Genomic DNA, 26,077 nt, shown 5'->3' with positions numbered 1-26,077 from the left:
ACCGGTCTGCGCGGGCGGCGCAGATGACCAACGCGACCGTGTCGTTGACGATCAGCCTGAACAATCTGAACGGGACCCCGTGGGGGACGGCCGCTGACGGGGGTGCGTCCTCGTTCGCCTCGCCGTTTGCGAACGACCTCGCGTTCGGGCAGCGCACGCTGGATGAGTGGACCCGGTTCACGGGGCGCCGGCAGCAGGCGGGTGTGACGCAGGGTGGCACGAACGGGACGACGTACCCGTATGCGGAGTTCGCGAATCTGCCGGGCACGTATGCGCAGACGTTCTTCGGGTTCATGGATCACAACTTCGACTGGCCGGCGATCTCGGGCACGTATGAGGGTGCTCAGTACGGGTTCCAGATCGATGCGGTGGTGACGGCGCTGGCGCGTCAGTTGCAGGCGCAGAACATCACCTGTGGGGATGCGTCCAAGGGGCAGACGGCGTTCCCGGGCGTGCCGTCGGCGGCGGAGCTGGCTGCGCTGTTCGCACTGGGGTTCGGCAACTGGATGCGCTATGGGTCGGATCCGGTGAACTTCTCCACCGGCAACTTCCTGCAGTCCAAGAACCTGTTCACGGTGTCGGGGCCCGGTGGTGTGAGCACGCCGGTGGATCTGACCTACAACTCTCTGGACTCCCGGTCGGGGATGTTCGGTCGCGGCTGGTCCTCGGGGCTGGCGGCGAAATCCCAGACTTATGGGGACGGGTCGGTGCTGGTCACGGCGGGGGATGGGTCGGCGACAGCGTTCACCAGGAACGCGGACGGCAGCTTCAGCTCGGTGCAGCCGGGGATCTACACGAGATTGTCGCGGACGGCGGCGCACACGTTGACGTTGACCATGCCGGACAGCTCGACCGAGGTGTTCACCGAGGACTCGTACACGGGTGCCGGGGTGATGGTCTCGCGCACGGATCGTGCCGGGCACACCTGGTCGTACACGTACGGGACCACGAGCATCACGATCCCGGCAACGCCGAACCCGTGGCCGGTCGCCCCGGATGGCAGCTCGGGCGGTTCCGGCACCCCGGCCCGGGTGATCACCTCGTTCGGCCCGTTGGCGTCGGTCACCGAGCCCGGCGGGCAGAGCCTCGCCTTCACCGCGGACAGCGCCGGACGGGTGGTCACCGCGACCCGGCCGGACGGCGCCGCCTGGACGCTGGCCTATGACGCCGCCGGCAACCTCGCCTCGGTCACCGACCCGGCAGGTCACGCCACCTCCTACGGGTATGACGGCAGCAACCGGATGACGACGGTGACGGCCCCGGATGGGACCACCTATGTCACGAACACGTACGATGACGCCGGCCGGGTGGTCAAGCAGGTCAACGGCGATGGCGCCGCGACCACGATCAGCTACGGCCAGAACTCGACCACCTACACCGACACCACGGGTGCTGCCACGACGTTCTCGATCGACGCCCAGGGCCGGGTGACGAAGGTGGTCACCCCGCTGGGCCACACCATCGGCACCACCTACAAGAACTGGGACACCACCGCCAGCACCGACGGCAACGGCAACACCACCAAGTCGGTGTACGACGCGCAGGGCCGGTTGACCCAGACGATCGCTGCGGACGGGGCGGACACCTCCTACAGCTACACCGCACAGGGCGACCTGACCTCGCAGACCCTCACCGATGGGCGCACCACCAGTTACACCGTCGACGCGCAGGGCCGCACCACCGCGGTCGCCGGCCCGGACGGTGCGCACTGGCAGCAGACCTTCGACACCGCGGGCAACCTGACCTCCCGGACGGACCCGAACGGGAACACCACCTCGTACGGGTACGACGGGCACGGGAACCTGACCAGCGTCACCGACGCCGCCTCCGGGAAGACCACCCTGACCTACGATGCGGCCTCCCGGGTCACCAGCGCAGTGGATCCGGACGGGCACACCACGACCTTCGCCTACGACGCGGTCGGTAACCTGACCTCCCGCACCGACGGTGCCGGAGCGGTCACGGCGTACACGTATCAGGCCGACGACAAGGTCGCCACGATCACCGACCCGAACGGCGGAGTCACCTCCTACACCTACAACAAGGGTCTGAACGTTGCCACGATCACCGACCCGACCGGTGGGGTGACCCGTTAGGGGTATGACAGCGAGTACCGGCGCACCAGCGTGACCAACCCCGACGGCGGCGTCACGAAATACGCGTACAACGGTGAAGGCTTGGTGACCGCGGTCACCGACCCGGACGGGAACACCACCCAGAAAACCTATGACGCCGCGCAGAACCTGACCAGCATCACCGACCCGGCAGGCAGCGTCACCAGCATCAGCTACGACGCCGTGAACCGGCCGGTCAAGGTCACCGACGCTCGAGGCGGCAGCACCGTCTTCGCCTACGATGCCACCGGCCGGCTGGTGAAGACCACCGACCCGAACGGGCACGCCACCTCCTACACCTACGACGCCGCCGACCGGGTGGTCACCGTCACCGACCCGGCGGGCAAGCAGACGAAGTACGGGTACGACCCGGCCGGTAACCGCACCAGCAGCACCGACCAGACCGGGCGGACCACCACGGTCGCCTACGACGCGTTGAACCGGGCGATCTCCTCCGCGGATCCCGCCGGCGGGAAAACCGTGTACGGCTACGACCCGGCCAGCAACCTGACCTCCGTCACCGACCCGGCCGGTCGTGCCACCAGTTACAGCTACGACGGCGCGAACCGGATGAGCGGCAGCACCGACGGCGCCGGCGACACCACCATGTATGCGCACGACGGCAACGGGAACGTCACCGGCATCACCGACCCGCGCGGCGGGACGATCAACTTCAGCTTCACCGGCACCAACCAGCTCGCGTCGAAGACCGACCAGAACGGTGCCACCACCTCCTACCAGTACACCGCCGCCGGTGTCCTGGCAGCGATGGTGGACCCGGCCGGGGTCACCACCGCCTACTCCCACGACGCTGCAGCGCTGCTCACCCAGGTGACCGAGAACGCGGTCCCCGGTGCTGCCGCCAGCGCGGATACCAACGTGACCACCAGTTACGGGTATGACCCGGCCGGCCGGCTCACCCGGGTGACCGGCCGGGCAGGAGACCTCCTCGACGAAACCCGACGGGAAGACCACGAAGTACGGGTACGACCCGACCGGTCGCCTCACCGCCACCACCCCCGCCACGGGGTCGGCGATCGGCTACAGCTACGACGACGCGGGCCGGTTGACCGGGATGACCGACTCCACCGGCACCTCGTCCTGGTCGTTCGATGCGGCCGGCCGGATCTCCTCCACCACCACCGGTGCGGGGAAGACCCTCGGCTACAGCTTCGACGCCTCCGGGCTGCGCACCGCCCTGACCTACCCGGACGGGTCCACCGTGAAGTACGGGCTCGACGCCGCCGGCCGGGTCACCTCGCAAACCGACTCCACTGGAACCGTCGGCTACGGCTATGACGCCTCCTCGAACCTGACCCGGATCACCCGACCGAACAACACCACCTCCACCTACAGCTACGACTCGGCCGGGCAGATCACCAAAATCAGCCACACCGGGTCCACGCCCGGGGTGAACGACAACGCGGCACCGCAAGCCCCATCCGCGACCGCGCCGGCCACGCCGGCGCCGGCCGCGCCCGCACCGACGGGGACACCCACACCCACCCCGTCGCCGTCAGCGTCGGTGGTGCCCTCGCCCACCCCGACCCCGACGGTCACGCCCACCCCCGCAGTCCCGGCCACCCCCACCGCAACGCCGACCCCGACCGCGACTGCTTCGGCGTCCGCGACGGGGACCGCGTCCACGGGCATCGGCCTGGTGCCGGCGGTGACCGGGGCCGTGACCGGTCTGGTGTGTGGTCTGTTGCCGGTGTGCCCGGATGCGAACCTGACCGCGGCGGACGGCCTGCCGATGACCCTCTCCTACGGTCACGACACGAACGGGCGGGTGACCAGCCTGGACCAGGTGTCGGCGTCTAAACACCTGACCACCACCTACAGTTACGACAAGCTGGGCCGGCTGACCGCCTCCACCCGCACCGACGGGGTGAAAGCGACCTATGGGTATGACGCGGCCGGGAACCGGGTCTCGGGCACGGACACGGACCGGTTGACCGGGCAGATCCTGGGCTACCACGCCACCTACTCCGCGACCAACCAGTTGGTGACTCAAACGGTCGGGCCGCGCAGCGCGTCCGGGCTGCTGGGTTCCGAGGTCGGGACCGTGACCACGACGAACACGTGGGATGCGAACGGGGAGCAGACCGCATCCAAGGTCGACACCATCCAGACCGCGACCCTGCTCGGTGTGATCTCGGGCACCAAGACCAGCACCCTGGCCACGACGAACTCGTACGACTTCACGGGTCGGCTGACCAAGTCGTCCCGGTCGGACAATCTGGTCACCAGCTACAGCTATGACGGCCTGGGTCGGACGGTGGGGGAGACACTCCCGGATGAATACGCCTCCGACCACCTCACCCCGACCCTGAGCCGACTGCTCGGTGGCACCGGCTGCGGCACCGGCGGCACCGTGCCCGGCTGCCCGGCCGAAGTGACCGGGGACACCCCATTCGTCGGCAACGCGACCACCATCACCAACGACGGGGTCACCCCAGTGTCCTGGGCCACCGGGAAGACCAGCATCAACCTGATGTGGGGTCCGGAAGGCGCCGACCACCAAACCACCAGCACAACCGACGACGGGAAAACCACCACGACGGCGTCCTGGTTGTACTTGGATGCGCAAGGCACCGTCCGTGCCACCGCCGACAGTGCTGGGGCCACGCTCACCGCGTCCTCCTACACCGACTTCGGTGCGGCAGAACCCACCTCCGGGTCTTTGCACGGCAGCACCGGCGGGAACCCGCTACCGCTGCACCTGCAGGTGACGGATGCGGGTGCCGTGCTGCCGAACACGACCACCACCACCCCGATCGGGTACACCGGGCAACAGAACAACCCCGACGCCGGCCTCATCCAATACCAGGCCCGCACCTACCAACCCGAGCAAGCCCAGTGGATGCAAGCCGACAGCTATGCGGGCACGCTGGACACTCCCCAGTCCCAGCACCGGTACGGGTATGTCACCAACAATCCGGCCACGTTCATCGACCCGGACGGACACCGCGAGCTCATCGAGGGTCCCCACGGCGGCTGGGTCGCAGCCCCGGTGGTGTACCCCACCCCCACCAACAGCCCCGCCGGCCTCAGCAGCACGGTCAACGGCAGCGGCGCAGACGCACCCACTTTCAGCGACCCCTGGACACCCACCAACGCCAGCACGGTCAACAGCAGCGGCGCAGACCCAAGCACGCCCAACTGCTCGGCGCAACCCGCTTATGAGGTCCGGTCGTGTTACGCAACGCAGGCATCGGACGCTCAAAACCCGCGTTCTCATTCGGCGCAAGCTGGTTACGGCGCGGGCGGCGGCAATTGGACAGATAATCTCGGAAAGGCCGCGCAGAAGTTCGGGGTCTCGCCGAAGGATTTCCGCGATGCCATTCACAAGGTCAAGGGATCTGGGAAATTCGGGGGTAGAAGCAACAATCCGGACGTTGAGGTGGATACGGCAACAGGGGAAGTTCGGATCAAGGGAGGGGACGGCGAATCCATTGGAAACGTGGAGGACTATTTGGGGCAATCTGTGAGCAGCCCCGCCTCTATCGATTGGGGGCAAGTCTTCCAATCCATCGGCGCCGGCATCGTCGCAGTGCTCGTGATCCTGATTGCAACAATTATCTCGCCGATCACGGTCGCAACTGCCTGACGGCGCGATTGTTTCCCATCGGCGACGACCAACATAAGTGAGGGATGTCATGTTTTCATTACGGCGGCTACAACTGTCCCGTCGCCGGGTGGACCAGGTAATAGTTAGCTCTGTTTGTTGGTTTTCCGCGCTCACACCTGAAGTTGACACGCTTCGAGCGTCTGCGGTTCGGTATCGGGAGGTCCGGGGCGATCATTCGGTGGCCCTGAGTTCCATGAGCAGCTTCTTAGAAGGAGACGCCGAAGCGCGCCAGGAGCGGTTCGTAGAAGCTCTCGAGACGCAGCTGGCAGCATTACGCGAACACCACGTCGATGCTGACTTTCTCAAGCGAAACTGTGGCGAGTGCACCATTTACATCACTCTTGCCCCAGAGAGTGGTCAGGCCGGTATTCTCATCACGCCCGAGCTCGTGGAAGAAGTATCAAATATTGGCGCAACCATAGCAATCGACGCATTTCGATAGACAAGGAGCGCGGTATGACCGGGTACTGGATCTCGAGGCGGAAGGGTGGTTATCCGCCGGCTCAAGGCCGAGAACAAGCGACCGCGTGAGGACATGGTTCAAGAGCGCAACCCCGGTGCGGTAACCGGCCTTTCCTGCTGGATCGCCTGTCCGTCCCCACGGCCCGTGTCCAAGCTATCGGCCGACTCTTTTTCGTATTCCATGGCGCGGTCGATCGGCACGCAGGCGCTGTCCAATTGACTTTTGATGACGATCGAACGGTGCTCTTGGATTCCGGTGCTGACGGCGAGATCCTCGTTCTCAAGGAAGGCCCGTGGGTTGACCCATTTTCACGCTTCGAAGATGAGTCGGAGGTGAATCAGCAGTTCATCCGCGAGCATGGCAAGTGGGCATTCTTTGATGTCGGCAACGAAGCGGCCGTACGACCATCTGTCGGTATTCGCCTCGTACATGTCGAACCAGTGCTTGACGCGTTCCACCACACGAAGCTCGTCGGCGTCACGCTTGAGAGCACCGCCGGAGTAATCGAGTGCGTTACCGGAGCGGATGAGCTCTTGGTGGAGTTCAATCCGCGGAGAAGTTGAAACAGCCCACCCTGGTCGCGTCCCGCTGGACGCGGCGGGAACAAGCTGACTCAAACTGTCCGAGCGTCTAGCGCCTCTTGGCTGCCGGGTTCCCAGGTCGGCACCGTGACCACGACGAACACGTTGCTCGGTTCGGGTACCGAAACCGTGGGGCAGCCGACCGCGGGATTCATGGCCCCGTGGGACATCGACTCGTGGGGCGCGGTTCAGCCCTCGAGTGCGGTGAGGAGGCGGTCGAGCGAGCCGCCGAGGCCCCAGCGCTCGGCCAGGGGCGCGAGAGCCGCACGGTGTTCCGGTGTGGGACGGACGAGGGGCGCGTCCACCGCCGGCAACGGGAGGTCGCGCACCACCTCGACGACGCGCGGCGCGACCGCGAGGTAATCGGCTGCCGCGAGGAAGCGGGCACGCGCTGCCGCCTTTATGCCGCTGCGGGAATCCTCCGCTGCCGCGATGATGCCGTTGAGGTCGCCGTACTCGGCGAGCAGGGCGGCGGCCGTCTTCTCGCCGATCCCGGCCACGCCGGGCAACCCGTCCGAGGTGTCGCCGCGCATCGCCGCGAAGTCCGCGTACTGGTCGGCGCGGATGCCGTACTTCTGCTCCAGGGTCTCGCCGGTGACGAGCTCCAGGTTGCTCATGCCGCGCGCGGTATAGATGACTCGCACGTCACGTTCGTCGTCGACGAGCTGGAACAGGTCGCGGTCGCCGGTGACCACATCCACGGGGCCGTCCGCGCGGGTCGCGAGCGTGCCGATGACGTCGTCGGCCTCATGGTCGGCCGCACCCAGGATCGGGATGCCGACCGCGTCGAGCACCTCACGGATGAGCGGCACCTGGGCGACGAGCGCTGCGGGCGTCTCCTCCACATCCACCCCACCGGGTACCAGCTGCGCGACGCGGTGCGCCTTGTAGCTCGGGATGAGGTCCACGCGCCAGCGCGGCCGCCACGCGTCGTCCCAGCAGGCGACCAGGACGTCCGGCCGGTAGTCCGTGACGAGCTTGGCGATGATGTCCAGGAACCCCCGCACCGCGTTCACCGGCGTGCCGTCCGGCGCCTTCACCGTGTCGGGCACGCCGTAGAACGCGCGGAAGTAGAGCGAGGCGCTGTCGAGCAGCATGGTTCGGCGGGTCACGCCCCGATCCTGCCATGGAGGGATGCGGCTGTGCACGCATCGCGGAGGGACGGTCGCCAGCCGACCGGGCGCTAGCGTGGTCGGGTGACTCCCGCCCCGCTCATCGTGTCCGCCGTCGCTGTCGTGCGCGATCGCACCGTGCTCATGGTGACCGCACGCGGCCGGGACGTGTACTACCTGCCCGGAGGCAAGGTCGACCCGGGCGAGACGGCGGATCAGGCGGCCGCGCGAGAAGCGTTCGAGGAGGTGTCCCTCGCGCTCGAACCGGCGGACCTCGAGGAGCTCTTCGAAGTCCGGACGCAGGCCCACGGCGAACCCGACGGGCGCCTGGTGCACATGCGCGTCTTCCGGGCTTGGACCACGGACGCTCCGGCTCCGTCCAATGAGGTGGGCGCCATCCACTGGACGACCAGCGCGGACGCCGGCCGCTGCCCTCCGGCCGGCGTCGAGGTCCTCCGGCGGCTCGTGGAGCTGGATCTCATCGACTGACGCGCGCCCGGGCGCCTGGAGCGACGAAGGGCGGCCCGTGTCGACGGACCGCCCCTCGTGGCTCGGACGCGCTGAGGCGTTACGGCCGCTCGGCCCAGCCGCCGCGCGGCGGCGTCGGCCAGTGCGGGCGCGTGGGCACGATGGAACTGACCGCGCCGGTCGCCGGGTCGAGCAGCACCTGCCGGTGCTGCGGGTGCCGCCAGTCGAACAGTCCGCCGAGGGAGCCCGCGCGGGCGTCGAAGGACGCGTCGCCGATCGGCCCGGTCAGCCAGTTGTTCTCGATGAAGCGCAGCACGCTGGTCTGCTCGATGGCGGTGTGGTCCACCGTGTTCTGCGCGGCCCAGGGCGAGATCAGCAGCAGCGGAAGGCGCTGGCTGGGACCGCAACGGTCCGCGTAGCCGCCCGCGACCGGAGTGACGCTGGTGCAGACACTGGAGTCGACGGCCGAGTCGTTCGAGCCGTTCAGCACCTTCGGGGCGACGTGGTCGTACCAGCCGTCCGAGTCGTCGTACGCGATGACGACCGCGGTGCTCGACCAGCTGTCCGACTTCTGGAGGGCGTTGATCTCGTTGACGAGGAACTTCTGCTCGTCGATCGGGTCCGAGTAGCCGGCGTGGCCGTCCTGCGCTTCCGGGGCCTTCAGGAAGGAGACCGCCGGCAGGTTGTCCGCCTTGAGCGCTGCGTCGAACGACGTCAGGTCGTACTGGTGGTTGGCCTGGTCGGTGTGCCCGATCGCCTTCACCGAGGTGGGGGCGAGGTGGTGCGGGTTCGACGTCGACGCGTAGTACTGGAACGGCGAGTGGTGCGGCGAGTAGTCCTTCGGCGTCGCACCCGCGATGTTCGCGGTGGTGGCATCGCACTTGGCGTACGAGCCGGCCTGCCCGTTCCAGGGGGTGGTCGGGGTGAAGCCGCCCTGGAACCAGCCCCAGCTGACGCCCTTCGCGTTCAGCAGGTCGCCGATGTTGCGGCCTGACATCCCGACGACGGCGGAGGACGCCGTGTGGTCGTTGTCCGAGCAGTCGTCATAGGCCGGATCCGGGTCGCCGATGACGGTGCCGACGCCGTGCGCGTCCGGGGACTGGACGGCAGTGGATGCGGTGAGCACCGCTCCCGTCTTCGGGTCGTAGGCGGTTCCGCCGTGGGTCTGGCCGGAGATCAGGTTGAGCGCCCCCGGTGTGGATGGGCCGAAGGTGGTGTCCCAGCTGTTGTCGCTCATGGCGTAGTTCTGGGCGTAATTCCACAGCCCGGTTACGGTGTTGCCGTCGTAATAGTCCATGACCAGGCCTGGAGCGCCGTAGGCGCCGGTGCAGGTGTCGGTCTCGGTCTTCTGGACGAACTGGTCCATCGCGCCGCCGTCGACGGCCTTCTGCTCCGCCGCGTAGCTGTGGTTCTGGTCGCAGGTGACGGCCTGGGCCGGGCTGAGGCGCTTCGGTGCGTACAGGTTGGGGTTGTTCGTCAGCGTTCCCGAGGTGGCGAGGGTGTCCGCCTTCGGGGTGTCCGCGGCGGCCTGGAAGGGCGTGCCGTCGGTGTTCGCCGCGTTCGGGTAGGTGCCGAAGTAGTGGTCGAAGGAGACGTTCTCGTTGAAGATCACGACGAGATGCTTGATCGGAGTGGTGGTCTGGGTGGAGTGGTCGCCGTGCTGGCCGCCGTGCTGGCCGCCGGCGGAGGCGACAGCGGGCGCGCCCGCAAGGACGCCGGCGCCCGCGAGAACGGCCGAGCCGGCGAGCGCGACACCGGCCAGAGCGACCGGGGAGCGGCGCAGACGAGAGGGTCTGAACACGATTCCTTCTTCCTTTTCTTCACTTCCCCGGCACGGACGTGACGGGATGCCTCTTCTGGAAGGGCCTGCTCAGGCGAGCATGGTGCGGCCGAGCCAGTCGGAGGAGTCGCGGGCTCCGGGGAGCGCGAAGTAGTATCCGCCGCCGAACGGCTGGATGTAGTCGGTCAGCGGCTCGCCCGCCAGGCGCTTCTGGACGGCGACGAACTGGCGGTCGAGGTCCTGGTTGAAGGCGACGAAGATCAGGCCCATGTCGAGGTTTCCGTTCACGTCGAGTCCGCCGTCGTAGTTGTATGCCCGGCGGAGCATGCGCTGCGGATCGGTGTCCTTCGTGCGGGGATTGGCGAGCCGGATGTGGGCATCCAGCTGGATGACATCTCCGGTGGCGTCGTTCTCGTAGTGAGGGTCGTCGAACTCGGACGAGGCCGTCAGCGGCGCTCCGGTGTCGCGGCGGCGTCCGATCATGTTCTCCTGCTCGTGCAGGTTCACGCGGTCCCAGAATTCGACCAGCATCCGGATGACGCGGACGACGTGGTAGCTCCCTCCCGCCACCCACGACGGCTCGGCTCCTTCGGATCTCGCCCAGACGAGACGCGCCATCTCCGCGGCGTCACGGGCGTCGGGGTTGCTGGTGCCGTCCTTGAATCCCATGAGGTTGCGCGGCGTGCCGCTGGGGCGCGGCGGCGAGACGAACCCGTCCTGCCGCCAGCGCACCTGCATGCCGCCCCGCGTCGCGCGGGCGATCTCCCGGATCGCGTGGATGACCGCATCCCGGTCGTCGGCGCAGACCTGGAGCAGCAGGTCGCCGTCGCAGACGTCCCCGCGGAGGGCGTCGTCGGGGAACTCGTCCATGGTCCGCAGCCGTGCGGGCTTCGCGCGCGCCAGCCCGAAGCGGTCGTCGAACAGCGTGGCGCCGGCCGAGACGGTGACGGTCAGGGAGTCGGGCACGACGGTCGGGCCGAGGACGCCGGAGTCCCGGGGAGGAGCGGTGAGGCCGGGGTCGGGCGGTGTGCCGCCGGTGGTGAGGAAGCGCGCACGCTCGGTGACCGTCTTCAACAGGTCGGCGAGCTCGGCGCGGGAGGTGGCCGTCACGTCCAGCGCGACGAAGGAGGCGCCGCGCTGGGGCGGCGTCAGGATGCCCTGCTGGTGCAGGCCGTGAAACGGGACAGCGGCGCGGGTCGCGGCGTGGGGACGGCCGCCCGCCGCACCGAGGCCGCCTGCCGCACCGAGGCCGCCCGCCGCACCGAGGCCGCCCACCGCGCCGAGGCCGCCCGCCGCTGTGAGGGCCGCCGTCGTCGCCGCTGTCGCCGTCGCCGCAGCGCCCGCCTGCAGGAAGCTGCGGCGTCCCATCCCGTTCATGAGTCCCTCCTCGGATCGCACAGCGCGGCCACCGGCGCCAGCAGCTCGGCGGCTCGGTCGAGGGCCGCATCCACTCGCTCGCGAGCCGGCCGATCGAGCTCGCTCAGCGCGGTCCAGCTGCCCTCGGCGGTGCGGTGGGACTCGATGAGCGCCTCCGCGTCCGAGAGCGCCCGCTGCGTCTCGGCGAGCCGGTCGTAGCGGCTCGCGAGCACCTCGTGCAGTGGTGCGAGCGCTGCGGCGGCCCCCGCGAGATTCGCGTCGACGGTCGCGAGCGACGTCCCCGATCCCGCGTCGTCGGCGCCGGTCAGAGTGTTCTGGATGGCGTCCTCCACGATCTCGTGCGCCCGCAGCCCCACCTGGCCGGGATCGAGTTGCTCGCTGCCGAAGGTCGTCACCAGCCGCTCCACCAGGCCGCTGAGGTCGTGCGCCGACGCCGCGACCGCTTGCGCCGTCCCTCCCCGCCAGAGCAGCGACTCGACCAGGTGGAAGCCGGTCAGCCCGTGCCGCGGGAGCCCGTCGAGCAGGTCGCCGACATCGCCGAAGGCGCTGTACGCACCGCCGAGCGTCTCGTACGTGGTGTGTGCGGTCAGCCAGTCGCGCTTCGCGGCTGCAAGGTCGCCCTCCTCGGCGTCGCCGGCAACCGCGGCGACCTCGCGCTGGAGCACCGGCAGGCGCGCGGCGACCCAGGCCGTGTAGGTCTTCGCGACCGGGATGAGGTCGTTGCGGGTCACCGGGAGGACGCCCGGCGTCAGCTGCGCGCCCCGCGGAGCCTTCCCCACAGTGACCGTCGGTCCGCGGACCGGATCGGCATCGGCCGGCAGGCAGACGAACCGGTAGCGGCCGGCGCCCAGCGAGACCCGGGAGGCGGCGTGCGCGCCCGCTCCGAGGCTCTCGAGGTCGAGGTACACGCGCGTGCTGCCGACGGACTCCAGGTAGACCTCGATGCCGCCCACCGTCGTGTTGGTCACGGTGAAGCTCTGGTCTCCCCCGTCGACGCGGGATGCGCTTCCGCCCCATCCGCGGCCGCAGTCGTCCAGGCCCGCGGCGACCTCGAAAGCCGATCCCGCGGACCCCGCGGACCCGGCCGCCGCGCCCCCTGTCGCCGGCAGCGGCCGCAGCACCGCGGTCAGTACGGCGGCCACGACCACCAGCGCTCCGATCGCCGCGAAGAGCGCGGCCAGCCGGGCGCGAGTCGACATCGGCGGATGCCTCCAGAGGGGGATGCGGGGGTCCGGGCGAGCGCCCGGCGTGAGCGATCCTAGAAGCGCGCCGGCGGCTGCGGAGGCGCCTTCACGCGGAGTTCACCCGACGGACATCCGGGCGCCCCCGCACGGGGGACACAGCCCTCGTCCGGGACGCGAAGAGGGGCCGGCGCCCGCTCGCACCCGGGCGCCTCCGCCGCTTCCTCCGTCGTCCGCTCCGTCGTCCGCTCCGACGCTAAGGGACCGCTCAGCGGATGCGCACGCGCCCCTGCTGCCACATCCGCGCAGCGGTGACGCGCGGGTTCGCCTGCTCGTCCGCATCCACGCCGAGGGCCGCATACAACCGGGCGAGGATCGTCTCGACCGCACGCACGCTGGTCCCGCGCTCAGCCGCGATCCGGCGCGTGGATGCGCCCGACGCGACCAGGCGCAGCACCTCCGCCTGGGCGCGGGTGACGGTGCGCACATCCTCGTCGGGTTCCGCGACCCGGTGCTCGCCGCCGACGATGGCGGCATCCACGGCGGCGACCAGCACCCCCACATCCTTCACCTGCGACTTCACCAGGTACACGACGGACGGCGGGAGGGCGTCGTCGCCGACCGCGAGCTCGGGCGACAGGTGCGAGGTGAGCACGACGAGCCCGACCCAGGGGAGCTCGCGGTGGACGCGCCAGAGCAGCTCGGCGCCCGAGTCGCCTCCTCCGAAGTCGAGGTCCGTCACGATCGCGTTCGGTTCCACCTGCACGATGGTGGCCCAGGCGTCCGCGGCGCTCGTGGCCTGCGACGCCTCGATGCCGGTGGAGCGGAGGGCGGAGGCGACCATCGAGGCGGTGAAGATGTCGTCATCGGCCACCACGGCACGGAGCGTGCGGGTTCTCGCGGAGGTATCGGTCATCGTTCTGGGTCTGTCCCTTACGTTTCCGCCCGAGAGGTGGACGCCACGAGTTCTGCGACGGCGTCGAGGAACACACCGAGGGGGATGGGCTTGGTCAGGTAGCCGATCCCGGTTCCTGCGAGGTCGACCGGTGGGGTCAGGGAGCCGCTCAGAACCAGTATCGGTCGGCGGCTGCCGTCGCTCCGGTGACCGAGCAGGCCCAAGCATTCGCTGAGCGAACAATTCGGGAGGATCGCATCGAGCACGACGGCGTCCGGATCCGCCTGGGCCGAGAGCGATCGCGGGTCGTCCGTCGCGGTCGCCCGATACCCGCGGCTGCTCAGAGCAGCGGTCAAGGTGGCCCGGATGAGCGGGTCGTCATCGACGACGAGGATGTCCGCACCGGAGGTTTCGGCGACCATGGCGGTCAGTGTAGGCCGATCTCTGCCTACAATCCCCCCATGCCCTCGCAGCTCCGACCGCGCCCAGGCGCATGACGACGCCGTCCGAGGCGCTGCGCCGCGGCGGACTGGATGCCCTGTTCCACGGCCATCCGGACGGCGTCTGCGTCGTCGACATCTCCGGAACCTTCGTGGAGTGCAACAGTGCTCTGGCGGCGCTGACCGGCTACCCGCTGGATGAGCTGGACGGGATGACGTTCTCGCGGCTCCTGCATCCCGAGGCGGTCGATCACACCCTGGCGCGATTCGGCGAGGCGCTCGCCGGGGAGAACCGCCGGTACGTCACGCGCATCGTGACGGCCAAGGGCCGCATCCGCTCGCTCGATGTGACGCTCATCCCGCTGCGCGGCGAAGACGGCGAGGTGGTCGGCGTGCTCTCGATCGCGCGCGACATCGGCGACGTGGAGCGTGCCGCTGTGGCAGCGGCCGGCAACGAGGCGCTGGTGCGGATGGCCGCCCGGATCGCCGGATTCGCCGGCTGGGTCGTCGACGTCGAGACGGGCCAGATCGAGTGGAGCGAGGGGCTTTTCGGGCTGCTCGGGATGGAGCCCGGGCCGGTCCCGCTCGACGACGACGCCCTTGCGCTGTTCCTGCCCGAGGACCGGCGGGCCGTGCGGACTGCGTTCCAGCGGACGGCGTTCCACGGCGCTCCGCTGGATGTCCGGGCGACCATCGTGACCGCCGCCGGGCGCTCGATGCACGTCCACATCGTCGGCGAGCCGGAGCTGAACGAGAACGGCCAGGTGGTCCGGATCCACGGCGCGTTCCACGACGTGACCGCTCTGGTGCGCCACCGGGAGGAGCAGCGGGCGATGGCCCGGCTGCTGCGCGACTCCCTCGACCAGGTGCACGACGCGATCGGCTTCGTCGACCGGTCCTGGAGGTTCACGTTCGCGAACACGTGGGCGCTGCAGCTCGCGGGCATCGATGAGCAGCAGTTGCGCGACCGTCCCCTGTGGGAGATGTTCCCCACCGCTCTCGGCAGCGCCTACGAGGGCATCTACCGGGACGCGATGGAACGCGGCGTCGCCGGAAGCGCCCGCGCCTTCTCGCCCGAGTGGGGGCGGTGGTTCGAGGTGGACGCGCATCCCACGGAGGAGGGCATCGCGATCATCGTGCGCGATGTGACCGACGACCAGGAATCGCGGCGCAAACTCGACGAGTACACGCGCCGGGTGGCGTCGCAGGCGGCGCTCCTCGACGCAGCGCGCGATGCCATCCTCGTGCGGGACCTCGACGGCATCGTCCGCTACTGGAACCGCGGGGCCGAGACGATCTACGGCGTCACCGGCGTGGATGCCGTCGGCCGCTCTGTGCGCGACCTCCTCTACGACGACCCGGCCGAGTTCGACGCGGCCTCCGCAGCGCTGCTGCGGGACGGGTTCTGGGTGGGCGAGCTGCGGCAGCGACGGGCGGACGGCTCGCAGCTCATCGCCGACTGCCGCTGGCAGCTGTCCCGCGCCGAGGACGGCGAGGTCACCGTCTTCGCCGTCAACTCCGACATCACCGAGCACCGGCGGCAGGAGGAGCAGCGCATCCGCACGCAGCGGATGGAGAGCCTCGGGACCCTCGCGGGCGGCATCGCGCACGACCTCAACAACGTGCTCACCCCCATCCTCATGTCGGTGCAGCTGCTGCGCCAGGACGAGCCGGACGCGCGGCGCCGCGACATGCTGGACGCTCTGGATGCTGCGGCTCAGCGCGGTGCGGCGATGATCCGTCAGGTGCTGTCGTTCGCCCGGGGTTCGGAGGGACGGAGGGAGCCGGTCGACCTGGTGGCGCTGCTGCAGGAGGTCGGCCGGTTCTGCCGGGAGACGCTTCCGAAGTCGATCGACCTCCGGCTGGACATCCCCGACCGGCTGCCGGCGGTGGCGGGCGACGACACCGAGCTGTTCCAGGTGCTGGTGAACCTGATCACCAATGCGCGCGACGCGATGCCCGAGGGCGGGGTGCTGAGCGTCCGCGCCACGGAGGAGGGCGACGGCGTCCGGCTGGAGGTCCGCGACTCCGGATGCGGGATGGACGGGCCGACCGCCGGCCGCATCCTGGAGCCGTTCTTCACCACGAAGCGGACGGGCACGGGCCTCGGGCTGCCGACCTCCGCCGCGATCGTGAAGGCGCACGGCGGCGAGCTCGAGGTCGAGACCGCGCCCGGCGCAGGCACCGCGATCGGCTTCGCGCTGCCCGCCACCGCTGAGGATGCGCCCGTGCGCCTGCGCGCCGGTGCGGCGGTTCCGGGGCGCGGGCGCGGGCGGAGAGTCCTCGTGGTGGACGACGAGTCGGCCATCTGCGAGCTGGTCCGCCAGACGCTCGACCGCGACGGCTTCATCACCGAGGTCGCCCACGGGCGGGATGCGCTCCGCCTGCTCACGGACGATCGCCCGTTCGACGCTGTGATCACCGACATCATGATGCCCGGCGTGAGCGGAGACGAGATCGCCCGGCATGTCTCCACGGAGCAGCCGCAGGCCGCGATCGTGCTGATGAGCGGGCTGCTGCCCGGACCGGCCGCTCGGGCGGCCGTCGAGCGCGACGGAGCGCACTTCCTGCCGAAGCCGTTCACGCCGGCCGTCTTGCTGGCGACGCTGGACGCGGCGCTGCAGCGGCGACCGGATCCTGCGGCACTGCTGCGGGCGATTCTCGAGCCGGCACTTCGCGAGGCTGCGGCGGCGCTCGAGGTGCTCGGCGAGCCCGTCGCGCTCGCCGAGGCCGAGAGGGAGCGGCTGAGCACCCTCCTGGCGACGGCAGCCGAGGCCGCGCAGCAGGCGCTGGGCGATCGCGCGAGCGAGCCGCGCATCCACCGGATCGTCGGTGCTGCTGCCTCTGCGGCCATGGCACTGTCGTTCGGCGCCGAGGTCGTACCGCTCTCGGAGGTGCGACGGCAACTCGACGAGGGCCTGGGGATGCTGGCGGCGGGATCCTGGTCACCCGAAGACCAGGATCCCGCCGAATGGATGTCGCGCTGACGCCGCCGGGACCGGGGGGACGGGGGAGGCGGCGCGAGCACGCAACGCATCGATCATCGGCGCTGCGTCGTTGCGCGTGCAATGCCCGCCACGGGGATGTGTGCGTTCCGCGAACAAGAAAGGTAGCTGCCGAGAGCGCTCTCTTATGCGAAGCTTCAGACATGAAGGAATCTCAGAGTGCGGAAGTGACGGAGCCGGCATCCGTCGGCGGGCCGGGCCGAGCCCCGGCTGGGATGCCTCTCACGATCCGTTTGGGCGAGCGGGAGTACGCCGCCCTGGTCCGGATCGCGCGAGCGCGCGACACCACAGCGGCGACCCTGGTGGAGCAGCTGGTCCTGCATGCCCTCGGCAAGGCGAGCGTTCCGCCGCCGGCCGATTCGCATCCCGCACGCCGCCATACCACCTACGAAGAGGCGACCGCGGGGTTCCGCCGGGATTCGCCCCGATTGGCTCCCGAGCTGTAACCGCGCACTCGCGCGCAACCCGTTTCACCGTTCTCACAGCGGGCGTACAGTCCGGGGCGTGATTCATCGACTGCTCGCCGTACGCGTGGCATCCGGGGCGCTCGCGCTGCTCCTGGCCGCCGCTCTCGCCGGGTGCTCCGCGGACGCGAACGCACGGGGGAGCCTCTCGCAATCCGCCACCACTGCGGCCTCCGCCTCGCGTGCCGCCGGCCTGCTCCTCGGCCAGAACGAGAACGGCCGGATCCTGCCGACGGTCCTTGACACGGGGCTGTCCGATGCGGCCGACCGCCTGGCCGCACAGGCCCGGAACGTCGTGACCCTCACGGCGATCGGCGGCATCGGCGCCAGCCGGGCGCGCGTGCTCTCCGAGATCCGGACCGCTCAGGATGCGGTCGCTTCGGCCCAGGAGGCCTCCGCGGCGGGCCACGACTCCGGCCGCGCGTTGGAGCGGCAGCGCCAGGAGCTGGACCGGGTCGCGCAGCAGCTCGCCGCCAGCTCGAAGCGGCTGGAACAGCAGTGAAGGGCATCTTCGCTGTCGCCCTCGGCGTCCTGACGGCGATCGGCGGCTTCGTCGACATCGGGGACCTGGTGACGAGCAGCCTCGTCGGGTCGCGGTTCGGGCTCACCCTCGGCTGGGTGCTGATCGTCGGCGCGGTGGGTATCTGCCTTTTCGCCCAGATGTCGGGCCGGGTCGCCGCCGTCAGCGGGCGGGCCACCTTCGAGATCATCCGCGAACGGCTCGGCGCCCGGATGGCCCTCGCCAACCTGTCGGCCTCGTTCCTGATCAACCTGCTCACCCTCGCGGCCGAGGTCGGCGGCATCGCGCTCTCCCTGCAGCTCGCCTCCAGCATCGAGCCGGCCCTGTGGTTCCCCGTCGCCGCGATCGCGCTCTGGATCGTGATCTGGCGGGTGAAGTTCTCGATCCTCGAGAACGTGACCGGCCTGCTGGGCCTCGCCCTGCTGGTCTTCGCCGTCGCCGTCTTCTTCCTCCACCCCGACTGGTCGGCGCTCGGCTCCCAGCTCCTCCTCCAGCCGTCGCCGCACTCCGACGAGGCTCCCGCGACGTACTGGTACTACGCGATCGGACTCTTCGGGTCCTCGATGACCCCCTACGAGGTCTTCTTCTACTCCTCGGGGGCCATCGAGGAGAAGTGGACCGCGAAGGACCTCACGCAGTCGCGCCTGAACGTCCTCGTCGGCTTCCCGCTCGGCGCCATCCTTTCGCTGTCGATCGTCGCGTGCTCGGCGATTGTGCTGCTCCCGAAAGGCATCGGGGTGGCATCGCTGTTCGAAACGGCGCTCCCGGTGGCGCAGGCGTTCGGCAAGATCGGCCTGATCATCGCGATCCTCGGGTTCGTCGCCGTGACGTTCGGGGCGGCACTGGAGGTCACGCTCTCGAGCGGGTACGCGCTCTCGCAGTTCTTCGGATGGCCGTGGGGCAAGTTCCGGCGCCCGGCCCAAGCCTCCCGGTTCCACGTCGTGATGATCCTCTCGCTCCTCGCGGCGATCGGGATCCTGTTCACCGGCGTCGATCCGGTGCAGCTCACCGAGTTCTCCGTGGTCTTCTCGGCGATCGCGCTGCCCCTGACCTACCTTCCGATCCTCATCGTCGCGAACGATCCCGGGTACATGGGCGACCGGGTGAACGGCAAGGTGACCAACTTCTTCGGACTGGTCTTCCTGGGCATCGTCCTGCTCGCGTCGATCGCCGCCATTCCTCTGATGATCATCTCGGGAGCAGGAGCATGAGAAACGATCGCGAACTTCCCACACCGCCGCCGGTCGCCGGCCGGGTCCTCGACGCCGACCTGGAGCTGCTCGACCGGCAGATCCTCGACCCGGACGGCGTCCCGATCAGCGCCGTCGACGACCTGGAGTTGAGCACGCCGGCCGATCTCGCGCGGCTGGATCCCCAGCATCCACCCGTGGTCCAGGCCCTCCTGACCGGCCCCATCCTGATGACGCGCATCTTCGGGGGGCGGCTTCCCGAATCGCGATTCATCCGCATCCCCTGGAGCATCGTCACGCGGGTGGGCACCGTCGTGAGCGTCGGCGCCGCCGCGGACTCGCTCGACGCCAGCTGGGCCGAGCGGTGGATGCGCGACCACGTCATCAGCCGCATCCCGGGAGGTCGCCATGATCCTGAGTGACCTGATGGGCAGCCCGGTCCTGACCGCAGACGGCGAGCGGGTGGGACAGGTGGTGGACGCGCGCCTCGCGCTCGACGGGCCGCCGGACGGATTCATGGTGACGACGCGGGTGTACGGACTGGTGGTCAGCCCGCACGCGCACCGGTCGTTCGCGGGCTACGAGCGGACGGGGGTGGATGCCCCGACCCTGATCGCCCGCTTCCTGAGCTGGCGGGCGCGCGGGTCGGTGCTCGTGCTGTGGGCCGACCTGGCGTCGTTCACCGACGATGTGGTGCGGCTGCGGCCTGGAGCCCGGCTGTACTCCCCGAGGCTCGAGCATTCCGGCCCCTGACGAGCGGTTTGTCAAGGACTGACGCCTTCGGGGAGTCGTTGGTTTCGTACGGGACAGGAAACCTCACCCGCTCACCGAAGGGGGTCACCATGATGACCGTCAACCCGTCCGACCGGAGGTTCGCCGACCGCGACGACCATCGTTACGGCGCCACGGCCTCGCAGAAGGCGTCGCTCGTCGCGGGGATCGTCTTCCTCGTCGTCGGCATCGCCGGCTTCATTCCCGGGCTGACGACGGACTACGGGGATCTCAGGTTCGCCGGGAACGGCTCGATGGCCATGCTGCTGGGGATCTTCCAGGTCTCGGTGCTGCACAACATCGTCCACCTGCTCTACGGCGTCGCCGGTCTGGCCTTCGCGGCATCCCGCCTGGGATCGCGCAACTATCTGGTCGTCGGCGGAATCGTGTACGCCGTGATCTGGGTGTACGGCCTCTTCTTCGGCGGCGACCACCCTGCCGACTTCGTGCCGCTCAACAGCGCCGACAACTGGCTGCACCTGATCCTCGCGGTCGTCATGATCGGGCTCGGAATCTTCCTCAGCCCGCGCGGCGCGGGCGTCGACCGGCCCGCGCGGTGACCGTCGACGCGGAGTACGTGTCCGCGCGGCGCGAGCAGGGACCGACGAGACCGGTGACCGTCGATGCGGAGTACGTGCCCGCGCGGCGAGAGCAGGGACCGACGAGACCGGTCACCGTCGACGCGGAGTACGTGCTGCCGCTGCGCTGGACGGACGACGCCGGGTTGCCGGAGCTCGTCGGCTATCTGACGCGGCTGCGCGAGCTGGTCGACGTGACCGTGGTCGACGGCTCCGATCGTGAGCGGTTCGCGGCGCACGCGCGGGCGCTCCCGGCGGGCGTCCGGCACCTCCCGGTCGAGCCGTGGCCCGGGGCCAACGGGAAGGTCGCCGGGGTCATGACCGGCCTCCGGTCGGCGCGGCACGAGCGGGTCGTGCTCGCCGACGACGACGTCCGTTACGACGAGGGCGCCCTGCGCGCTGTGGTCGGGATGCTGGACCGCGCCGACCTGGTGCGCCCTCAGAACGTGTTCGTCCCGGCTCCGTGGCACGCGCGCTGGGACACCGGACGCAGCCTCCTGAACCGTGCCCTCGGACACGACTACCCCGGTACGCTGGCGGTCCGTCGCCGGGTGGTGATCGATGCGGGCGGCTATGACGGCGACGTGCTCTTCGAGAACCTGGAACTGATCCGGACCGTGCGGGCAGCGGGCGGCCGTGGGGTGGCGGCGGACCGGATCGGCGTGACCCGCCGCCCGCCGGACGCGCGTCACTTCGCGGGCCAGCGCGTGCGGCAGGCGTACGACGACTTCGCGCAGCCGGCGCGCCTCCTCGCGGAGCTCGCCGTGCTTCCGCTGGCGCTGGTGTGGATGCGTCGGCCTGCCCGCCTCCTGGCTGCGGCAGCCGGGGTGGTCGCGCTCGCCGAGTGCGGCCGCCGGCGGGCCGGTGGCCGCCGCCTGTTCCCGGCGACGGCGTCGCTGTGGGCGCCCCTCTGGCTGGCCGAGCGGGCGGTCTGCGTATGGCTGGCCGTCGGCGCCCGCCTGTGCGGCGGCGTCCGCTACTCCGACGGACGCCTGCGGCGCGCTGCGACCCCGCTGCGCATCCTCCGCCGACGATTCGTGACGAATGTTGCCCTACGCCGCCGGTAACGCGACATTCGTCACGAATGTCGCCCTACCCCGCTGCGCATCCTCCGCCGCCGATTCGTGACGAATGTTGCCCTACGCCGCCGGTAACGCGACATTCGTCACGAATGTCGCCTTACCCCGCTGCGCATCCTCCGCCGCCGATTCGTGACGAATGTGGCCCTACGCCGCCGGTAACGCAACATTCGTCACGAATGTCGCCTTACCCCGCTGCGCACCCTCCGCCGCCGATTCGTGACGAATGTCGCCCTACGGCGCCGGTAACGCAACATTCGTCACGAATGTGGGATGGGTCCCCGGCGCAGACCGGCACGCACCGAAGGGGCGCGGAGGCAAGCACTTGACCGCCGGCCCTCTCGCCGGTTCTCTCGGGATATGACACCACGCATCACCCCGCGGGGGCCGGTGAGCGAGGCGCTGCTGGACGCACTGCGGATCGAGCCGTCCGACGCATCCGGCGACACCGCCCGGTTCTCGCAGAACGCCGCCCGAGCTCTCCGGGCCCAGCCGGACCTCCTCACCGACGAGGACCTCCAACTGACCCTCTTCGTGCTCTACGGACTCCACTACGGCGAGACCGTCGACGCCGACGACGAGTGGGAGTGGCATCCCGAGCTCCTGCGCACCCGGCGCGCCATCGAGCGGGAGTTCGAGCGGCAGCTGCGCCGGCGGGTCCCGCTCGGTGAGCTTCCGGAGCCCGACGCCGAGGCCGTAGCCGCCTACCTGTTCGACCTCACCTCGGACGATGGCGGCCCCAGCCTCTCCCGCTACCTCGCGAAGAAGGCAACGGAGGAGCAGGCGGTGGAGTTCGTCATCCACCGCTCGATCTACACGCGCAAGGAGGCGGACCCGCACTCCTGGGCGATCCCGCGCCTGACGGGCCGCCCGAAGGCCGCCCTGGTGGAGGTCCAGGCCGACGAGTACGGCGGAGGACGCCCGGAGCGCATCCACGCCGAGATCTTCGGCCGCACCATGCGCGAGCTGGGCCTCGACGACAGCTACGGGGCGTACATCGACCATGTCCCGGCGATCACACTTGCATCGTTCACGATGATGTCGATGTTCGGCCTCAACCGGAGTCTGCGCGGTGCGATCGTCGGGCATCTGGCGGCGTTCGAGATGACCTCGTCCATCCCGAATCGCTTCTACGGCAACGGCTTCCGGCGCCTCGGTCACGACGACGACGTCACCTGGTACTACGACGAGCACGTGGAGGCGGATGCCGTGCACGAGCAGATCGCCGGCCGCGACCTCGCCGGAGGGCTGGCGGAGCAGCATCCCGAGCTCCTCCCGGACATCGTGTTCGGAGCAGCCGCCTGCCTCTACGTCGACGGTCTCGCCGGGCAGCACCTGCTCGAGAGCTTCGAGGCTGGCCGCAGCTCGCTGCGCCGGCCGCTGGCGGTGGCAGCATGAGCGCGCACGAGGAGCAGCCGGTCATCGTGGCCTGCCCGGACGGTCCGCTGCTGGTCCGTGGGCACGTCGAGCTGACGACGCCGGACGGCACGCCGATCGAGCAGCGCCGCCGCACGGTCGCGCTCTGCCGCTGCGGCGTGTCGACGATCAAGCCGTTCTGCGACGGGAGTCACAAGGCCGTGCACTTCCGGACCGACAGCTGAGCGCGGGCCGCGAACCACCGGCGACCGACCACCACAAGAGAAGGAGCGGAGATGTCCGACCAGAAGAACACCGAAGGCGATCGCGAAAAGGAGAACGAGGAGGCGAAGGAGCAGATCATCGACAAGCCGTCGCAGGCGGAAGGCGACGAGGGCGACAGCGACCAGGGCTAAGGTTCGTGCATGACGACGAGTTGCTCGCGGAGGTGCGGCGTTGAGTGAGAAGGCGGATGCCGCCCCGGACGACGGTAGGGATGAGACCCCGACCCAGCGGGCGGACCGCAACTGGCAGGAGCTGCTGCAGGAGTTCCGCGTGTTCCAGACCGGGACGCAGATCCTCGCGGCCTTCCTGCTGTCGCTGCCCTTCCAGCAGCGCTTCGCCCTGCTGCCTCCCTTCGACGTGGGGGTCTACCTCGTCCTGGTGCTCCTCGCGGTGATGATCACGCTGCTGGCCCTCGCCCCGGTGAGCCTGCACCGCCTGCTGTTCCGTCAGCGCGCGAAGGCCGAACTCGTGGGCATCGGAAACAAGATCCTCATCGTGTGCCTTGCAGCGGCATCCCTGCTCTTCACCGGAATCGTTCTGTTCATCGTCGACTTCCTGCTGCACCCTCCCGCGGGGATCATCGCCGCGACCTGCGTCTTCGTGGTGCTGCTCGTCATCTGGGTCGTGCTGCCGCTGACGATCCGCGCGCAGCGCCACGGGCGCGCGCGGGGACGCTGAGGTCCGGGCCGCTGCGGTGCGCGAGAATTGCCGGACACGTTGCGCACCCGGAGGAGGAGTCCATGGAACCGTCCGAACTCGACGATTGGGCGGCCGCTGCCGCCGCGGCGGTGGATGCGAGCATCCAGCCGGGTGACGTCGCCGCCATTCTCGACCTGGCGCGGGATGCGGCCCACGGCGTCGCCCGTCCGGCCGCCCCGCTCACGACCTTCATCGCCGGGATCGCCGTCGGGCAGGGCAGGCCGCTTTCGGCCGTGATCGCCGCGCTCGACGCCGCGATCGCCGCCCGCTCGGCCTCCTGACCCGGCGCTCCCCGCCCGCGCGCCCCTCCGCCTGCGCGCCCCGCGCCTCCGCCGCCCGCGCCCGCCGCCCCCTCCACCTCCGCCGAGGTGCTCGACGTTGCATCCGACACGCCGTGCGGCCCTGCAACTACGAGCACCTCGGCAGAGGGGCGACTCGGCAGAGGGGGCGACCCGGCAGGCGCCACCAGGGAGGGGCTCAGGGATCGACGGCATCGCTCCGCGCGCCGCCGAGCTCGACCGTGGGCGGCACGCCGTAGGCGCTGCGGTAGCCGCGGCTGAAGCGGTCGAGGTCGGGGAAGCCCCAGCGGGCCGCGAGATCCGTCAGGTCCGTGGATGCGGGGTCCGAGACGAGCAGGTCGGCGTGCGCGGCGGAGAGGCGGACGCGCTGCAGGTAGCCCTGTGCCGTCGTACCGCTGTGCGTGCGGAACGCCGTATTCAGCTGAGCGAGCGTCACGCCCGCCGAGCCGGCGATGTCGGCGACGGTGATCGGGAGCGACGCGTAGTCCTCGATGAAGGTCACGGCACGGCGGAACTTCCTCCGTTTCCCCGCGGTCGTCAGGGTCCGCTCGCGCGGGTCCGTGCTCACCGGGAAGGACTGGAGGACGGCCATCGACAGGCTGTGGAAGAGGCTCGCGCGCACCAGGGGATGCCGGAAGGTGCCCGCCTCCATGTATTCGGCGGCAGCGGTGGATGCGGTGAGCATGAACTCCGCATGGCGCGGGGTGATCGTCTGCGCGGACTCGAACACGAGGTTCAGGTCCTCGTCGCCGGAGGTGGTTCGCGCGACATCCTGCAGCATCCCGGGCGGGAGGAAGATGCTCACGGCCTCGCTGCCCTCCGCGTAGCAGGCGAAGTCGTGGCCCGGACGGATCAGGAACGGCGACCCCGCTGCGTCGCCGCGCTCGCCGTCGATCTCCCAGCGGTAGTCGCCGCCGGTCACGCTCACCACGACGAGGTCCTCGAACTCGCCGGAGGCCTCCCACTTCCCGCCGATGGCGTACCGGGCCACCGAGAATGCGGCGTCGGTGGCCTGGTCGACCGCGAACGAGAAGCCGGCACCGGGCTCCGACGCGACCGCGAAACGCCCGCCGGCGGCCGCGAGCAGGGCGTCGGCCTCGGCGGGATCGAAGGTGTGGCTGTGCTGCCGGGTGAAGTCAGCGGCCACGTCACTCCGTATGTCCGAGCACCCCCACGGGGATGCCGAAGGACAGCGCGATGCAGATGATGCCGCCGAAGAAGACGACGCCCTCCCAGGCCGGAAGGGTCGCAGCGAGTCCCAGCAGGAAGAGCCCGAAGAGGAACAGGATGAAGCACCCGATGAACGCGAGCACGTCGCTCATGACTAGCCCTTCTTTCGTGCGGCCGCGGTCTCGCGACGGTTGGCCCGCTTGATCTCGTCGACCAGTTCGTCCTTCGACATGCGGGTGCGGCCGGAGATGTCGAGCCGCTTGGCGACATCGAGCAGGTGCGCCTTGGAGGCGTTGGCGTCGACGCCCTCCTCCGTCTCGGCGCGGGTGTTCCGGGCGCCTGCAGCCTTCCGGTCCGATGGGCCGTTCTCGGCCTTGCGCTCCCAGTGGTCGCCGACCTTCTCGTACTCGTGCTTGAGCGCGGCGAACGCCGTCCGGTGGGCGCGTTCGCCCTCGCCGTACTCCTTGACGGCGGAGTCGTGCGCCTTCGACCAGAGCGCTTGCGCGTGCTTCTCCGAGCGCTCGAGGGTGGAGGGCAGCTCCTCTGATGCTGGCATGATCCTGTGCTACTCCTTCCGCAGCTCTCGGGTCTAGTACTTTCCCGCACTTCTGCTTCTCCA

General features: G+C 69.8%; 26 protein-coding genes and 1 pseudogene. 18 read left to right on the top strand and 9 right to left on the bottom strand.

Annotated elements, in window-relative coordinates; genetic code table 11:
- From BM287_RS15270 to BM287_RS17655, 5 genes and pseudogenes are all read left to right on the top strand, one after another.
- Window positions 1-2,096 (top strand): DUF6531 domain-containing protein (locus BM287_RS15270; protein WP_211772990.1); only part of this gene is annotated, 2,096 nt, incomplete at its 5' end.
- A gap of 15 nt (window positions 2,097-2,111) precedes the next feature.
- Window positions 2,112-2,903, top strand: a pseudogene (locus tag BM287_RS15265) (hypothetical protein); the annotation flags it as partial.
- Between the two features lie 286 nt (window positions 2,904-3,189).
- On the top strand, window positions 3,190-5,724 hold the full coding sequence (locus tag BM287_RS18140) for an RHS repeat-associated core domain-containing protein (RefSeq protein WP_139230702.1): 2,535 nt from the start codon (window positions 3,190-3,192) through the stop codon (window positions 5,722-5,724).
- Between the two features lie 214 nt (window positions 5,725-5,938).
- On the top strand, window positions 5,939-6,187 hold the full coding sequence (locus tag BM287_RS17660; protein WP_139230701.1) for a hypothetical protein: 249 nt from the start codon (window positions 5,939-5,941) through the stop codon (window positions 6,185-6,187).
- A gap of 260 nt (window positions 6,188-6,447) precedes the next feature.
- On the top strand, window positions 6,448-6,771 hold the full coding sequence (locus BM287_RS17655; RefSeq protein WP_139230700.1) for a hypothetical protein: 324 nt from the start codon (window positions 6,448-6,450) through the stop codon (window positions 6,769-6,771).
- Window positions 6,772-6,977: 206 nt separating this feature from the next.
- On the opposite strand, the gene BM287_RS15255 is transcribed toward BM287_RS17655, so the two are convergent.
- The gene (locus BM287_RS15255; RefSeq protein ID WP_090041134.1) at window positions 6,978-7,886 is read right to left on the bottom strand and encodes a 5'-3' exonuclease; all 909 of its coding nucleotides are present in this window, start codon (window positions 7,884-7,886) and stop codon (window positions 6,978-6,980) included.
- A 99-nt stretch (window positions 7,887-7,985) separates the two neighbouring features.
- Here BM287_RS15255 and BM287_RS15250 point away from each other — a divergent pair, with 99 nt between their 5' ends.
- Complete coding sequence (locus BM287_RS15250) at window positions 7,986-8,390, top strand: NUDIX hydrolase (protein WP_090041103.1); 405 nt, start codon at window positions 7,986-7,988, stop codon at window positions 8,388-8,390.
- A 79-nt stretch (window positions 8,391-8,469) separates the two neighbouring features.
- On the opposite strand, the gene BM287_RS15245 is transcribed toward BM287_RS15250, so the two are convergent.
- The 5 genes from BM287_RS15245 to BM287_RS15225 form a co-directional block, all read right to left on the bottom strand.
- The gene (locus BM287_RS15245; protein ID WP_090041100.1) at window positions 8,470-10,170 is read right to left on the bottom strand and encodes a phospholipase C; all 1,701 of its coding nucleotides are present in this window, start codon (window positions 10,168-10,170) and stop codon (window positions 8,470-8,472) included.
- 69 nt (window positions 10,171-10,239) lie between these two features.
- Window positions 10,240-11,526 (bottom strand): iron uptake transporter deferrochelatase/peroxidase subunit, encoded by a 1,287-nt coding sequence (efeB, locus tag BM287_RS15240; protein ID WP_090041097.1) that lies wholly within the window; start codon window positions 11,524-11,526, stop codon window positions 10,240-10,242.
- Window positions 11,523-12,725 carry an EfeM/EfeO family lipoprotein gene (locus tag BM287_RS15235; RefSeq protein WP_090041094.1) on the bottom strand — a complete coding sequence of 401 codons (1,203 nt, stop codon included), beginning with the start codon at window positions 12,723-12,725 and terminating at the stop codon, window positions 11,523-11,525. The genes efeB and BM287_RS15235 overlap by 4 nt, the downstream gene beginning before the upstream one ends.
- Window positions 12,726-12,975: 250 nt before the next feature.
- Complete coding sequence (locus tag BM287_RS15230) at window positions 12,976-13,623, bottom strand: response regulator (protein ID WP_090041092.1); 648 nt, start codon at window positions 13,621-13,623, stop codon at window positions 12,976-12,978.
- 17 nt (window positions 13,624-13,640) lie between these two features.
- Window positions 13,641-14,024, bottom strand: coding sequence for a response regulator (locus tag BM287_RS15225; protein ID WP_090041089.1), 384 nt, complete (start codon window positions 14,022-14,024; stop codon window positions 13,641-13,643).
- Between the two features lie 71 nt (window positions 14,025-14,095).
- Between BM287_RS15225 and BM287_RS15220 the strand changes: the two genes are divergently transcribed.
- The 12 genes from BM287_RS15220 to BM287_RS18135 all read left to right on the top strand — a co-directional run bounded on the left by BM287_RS15220 (window position 14,096) and on the right by BM287_RS18135 (window position 24,270).
- Window positions 14,096-17,029, top strand: coding sequence for a hybrid sensor histidine kinase/response regulator (locus BM287_RS15220; protein ID WP_090041087.1), 2,934 nt, complete (start codon window positions 14,096-14,098; stop codon window positions 17,027-17,029).
- Between the two features lie 161 nt (window positions 17,030-17,190).
- Window positions 17,191-17,493 carry a hypothetical protein gene (locus BM287_RS15215; protein ID WP_090041084.1) on the top strand — a complete coding sequence of 101 codons (303 nt, stop codon included), beginning with the start codon at window positions 17,191-17,193 and terminating at the stop codon, window positions 17,491-17,493.
- Between the two features lie 58 nt (window positions 17,494-17,551).
- Complete coding sequence (locus tag BM287_RS15210) at window positions 17,552-18,013, top strand: hypothetical protein (RefSeq protein WP_244528362.1); 462 nt, start codon at window positions 17,552-17,554, stop codon at window positions 18,011-18,013.
- Window positions 18,010-19,242 carry an NRAMP family divalent metal transporter gene (locus tag BM287_RS15205; protein WP_090041080.1) on the top strand — a complete coding sequence of 411 codons (1,233 nt, stop codon included), beginning with the start codon at window positions 18,010-18,012 and terminating at the stop codon, window positions 19,240-19,242. The genes BM287_RS15210 and BM287_RS15205 overlap by 4 nt, the downstream gene beginning before the upstream one ends.
- Window positions 19,239-19,643 (top strand): hypothetical protein, encoded by a 405-nt coding sequence (locus BM287_RS15200; RefSeq protein ID WP_090041078.1) that lies wholly within the window; start codon window positions 19,239-19,241, stop codon window positions 19,641-19,643. Before BM287_RS15205 ends, BM287_RS15200 begins: the two co-directional genes overlap by 4 nt.
- On the top strand, window positions 19,630-19,974 hold the full coding sequence (locus BM287_RS15195; RefSeq protein WP_090041075.1) for a PRC-barrel domain-containing protein: 345 nt from the start codon (window positions 19,630-19,632) through the stop codon (window positions 19,972-19,974). The genes BM287_RS15200 and BM287_RS15195 overlap by 14 nt, the downstream gene beginning before the upstream one ends.
- Window positions 19,975-20,066: 92 nt before the next feature.
- Window positions 20,067-20,552, top strand: coding sequence for a DUF4383 domain-containing protein (locus BM287_RS15190; protein ID WP_090041132.1), 486 nt, complete (start codon window positions 20,067-20,069; stop codon window positions 20,550-20,552).
- A complete protein-coding gene (locus BM287_RS15185; protein ID WP_244528359.1) occupies window positions 20,549-21,637 on the top strand; it encodes a glycosyltransferase family 2 protein in 1,089 nt (362 codons plus the stop codon). The genes BM287_RS15190 and BM287_RS15185 overlap by 4 nt, the downstream gene beginning before the upstream one ends.
- A 372-nt stretch (window positions 21,638-22,009) precedes the next feature.
- Window positions 22,010-23,047, top strand: a complete 1,038-nt coding sequence (locus BM287_RS15180) for an iron-containing redox enzyme family protein (protein ID WP_170857573.1) — start codon at window positions 22,010-22,012, stop codon at window positions 23,045-23,047.
- Window positions 23,044-23,250 carry a CDGSH iron-sulfur domain-containing protein gene (locus tag BM287_RS15175; RefSeq protein WP_090041071.1) on the top strand — a complete coding sequence of 69 codons (207 nt, stop codon included), beginning with the start codon at window positions 23,044-23,046 and terminating at the stop codon, window positions 23,248-23,250. Before BM287_RS15180 ends, BM287_RS15175 begins: the two co-directional genes overlap by 4 nt.
- Window positions 23,251-23,461: 211 nt before the next feature.
- Window positions 23,462-23,968: a DUF6328 family protein gene (locus tag BM287_RS15170; protein WP_090041069.1), complete on the top strand. Its 507-nt coding sequence runs from the start codon at window positions 23,462-23,464 to the stop codon at window positions 23,966-23,968.
- A 62-nt stretch (window positions 23,969-24,030) separates the two neighbouring features.
- Entirely contained in the window at window positions 24,031-24,270 is a 240-nt protein-coding gene (locus tag BM287_RS18135; RefSeq protein WP_244528357.1) for a DUF6457 domain-containing protein, read from the top strand.
- Between the two features lie 196 nt (window positions 24,271-24,466).
- Here BM287_RS18135 and BM287_RS15160 read toward each other — a convergent pair whose 3' ends face one another.
- The 3 genes from BM287_RS15160 to BM287_RS15155 are packed head-to-tail and all read right to left on the bottom strand — an operon-like array spanning window position 24,467 to window position 26,014.
- A complete protein-coding gene (locus BM287_RS15160; RefSeq protein ID WP_090041066.1) occupies window positions 24,467-25,435 on the bottom strand; it encodes an AraC family transcriptional regulator in 969 nt (322 codons plus the stop codon).
- A gap of 1 nt (window position 25,436) precedes the next feature.
- A complete protein-coding gene (locus tag BM287_RS17895) occupies window positions 25,437-25,610 on the bottom strand; it encodes a hypothetical protein (protein WP_170857572.1) in 174 nt (57 codons plus the stop codon).
- A gap of 2 nt (window positions 25,611-25,612) precedes the next feature.
- Window positions 25,613-26,014 (bottom strand): ChaB family protein, encoded by a 402-nt coding sequence (locus BM287_RS15155; protein ID WP_090041064.1) that lies wholly within the window; start codon window positions 26,012-26,014, stop codon window positions 25,613-25,615.
- Between the last annotated feature and the right edge of the window lie 63 nt (window positions 26,015-26,077).

The organism is Leifsonia sp. CL147 (assembly GCF_900114565.1).
Classification (GTDB): domain Bacteria; phylum Actinomycetota; class Actinomycetes; order Actinomycetales; family Microbacteriaceae; genus Leifsonia.
This window is presented reverse-complemented; position numbering and strand designations above follow the sequence as displayed.

Bases quoted from the DNA above. Each gene is read 5' to 3' on its own strand.
- BM287_RS15215 (WP_090041084.1), top strand. From the start codon at position 17,191: ATGAAGGAATCTCAGAGTGCGGAAGTGACGGAGCCGGCATCCGTCGGC.
- BM287_RS15235 (WP_090041094.1), bottom strand. From the start codon at position 12,725: ATGTCGACTCGCGCCCGGCTGGCCGCGCTCTTCGCGGCGATCGGAGCG.
- BM287_RS15220 (WP_090041087.1), top strand. From the start codon at position 14,096: ATGACGACGCCGTCCGAGGCGCTGCGCCGCGGCGGACTGGATGCCCTG.
- BM287_RS18140 (WP_139230702.1), top strand. From the start codon at position 3,190: ATGACCGACTCCACCGGCACCTCGTCCTGGTCGTTCGATGCGGCCGGC.
- BM287_RS15225 (WP_090041089.1), bottom strand. From the start codon at position 14,024: ATGGTCGCCGAAACCTCCGGTGCGGACATCCTCGTCGTCGATGACGAC.
- BM287_RS15155 (WP_090041064.1), bottom strand. From the start codon at position 26,014: ATGCCAGCATCAGAGGAGCTGCCCTCCACCCTCGAGCGCTCGGAGAAG.
- BM287_RS15230 (WP_090041092.1), bottom strand. From the start codon at position 13,623: ATGACCGATACCTCCGCGAGAACCCGCACGCTCCGTGCCGTGGTGGCC.
- BM287_RS17895 (WP_170857572.1), bottom strand. From the start codon at position 25,610: ATGAGCGACGTGCTCGCGTTCATCGGGTGCTTCATCCTGTTCCTCTTC.
- BM287_RS17660 (WP_139230701.1), top strand. From the start codon at position 5,939: ATGAGCAGCTTCTTAGAAGGAGACGCCGAAGCGCGCCAGGAGCGGTTC.
- efeB (WP_090041097.1), bottom strand. From the start codon at position 11,526: ATGAACGGGATGGGACGCCGCAGCTTCCTGCAGGCGGGCGCTGCGGCG.
- BM287_RS15195 (WP_090041075.1), top strand. From the start codon at position 19,630: ATGATCCTGAGTGACCTGATGGGCAGCCCGGTCCTGACCGCAGACGGC.
- BM287_RS18135 (WP_244528357.1), top strand. From the start codon at position 24,031: ATGGAACCGTCCGAACTCGACGATTGGGCGGCCGCTGCCGCCGCGGCG.
- BM287_RS15255 (WP_090041134.1), bottom strand. From the start codon at position 7,886: ATGCTGCTCGACAGCGCCTCGCTCTACTTCCGCGCGTTCTACGGCGTG.
- BM287_RS15200 (WP_090041078.1), top strand. From the start codon at position 19,239: ATGAGAAACGATCGCGAACTTCCCACACCGCCGCCGGTCGCCGGCCGG.
- BM287_RS15175 (WP_090041071.1), top strand. From the start codon at position 23,044: ATGAGCGCGCACGAGGAGCAGCCGGTCATCGTGGCCTGCCCGGACGGT.
- BM287_RS15190 (WP_090041132.1), top strand. From the start codon at position 20,067: ATGACCGTCAACCCGTCCGACCGGAGGTTCGCCGACCGCGACGACCAT.
- BM287_RS15180 (WP_170857573.1), top strand. From the start codon at position 22,010: ATGACACCACGCATCACCCCGCGGGGGCCGGTGAGCGAGGCGCTGCTG.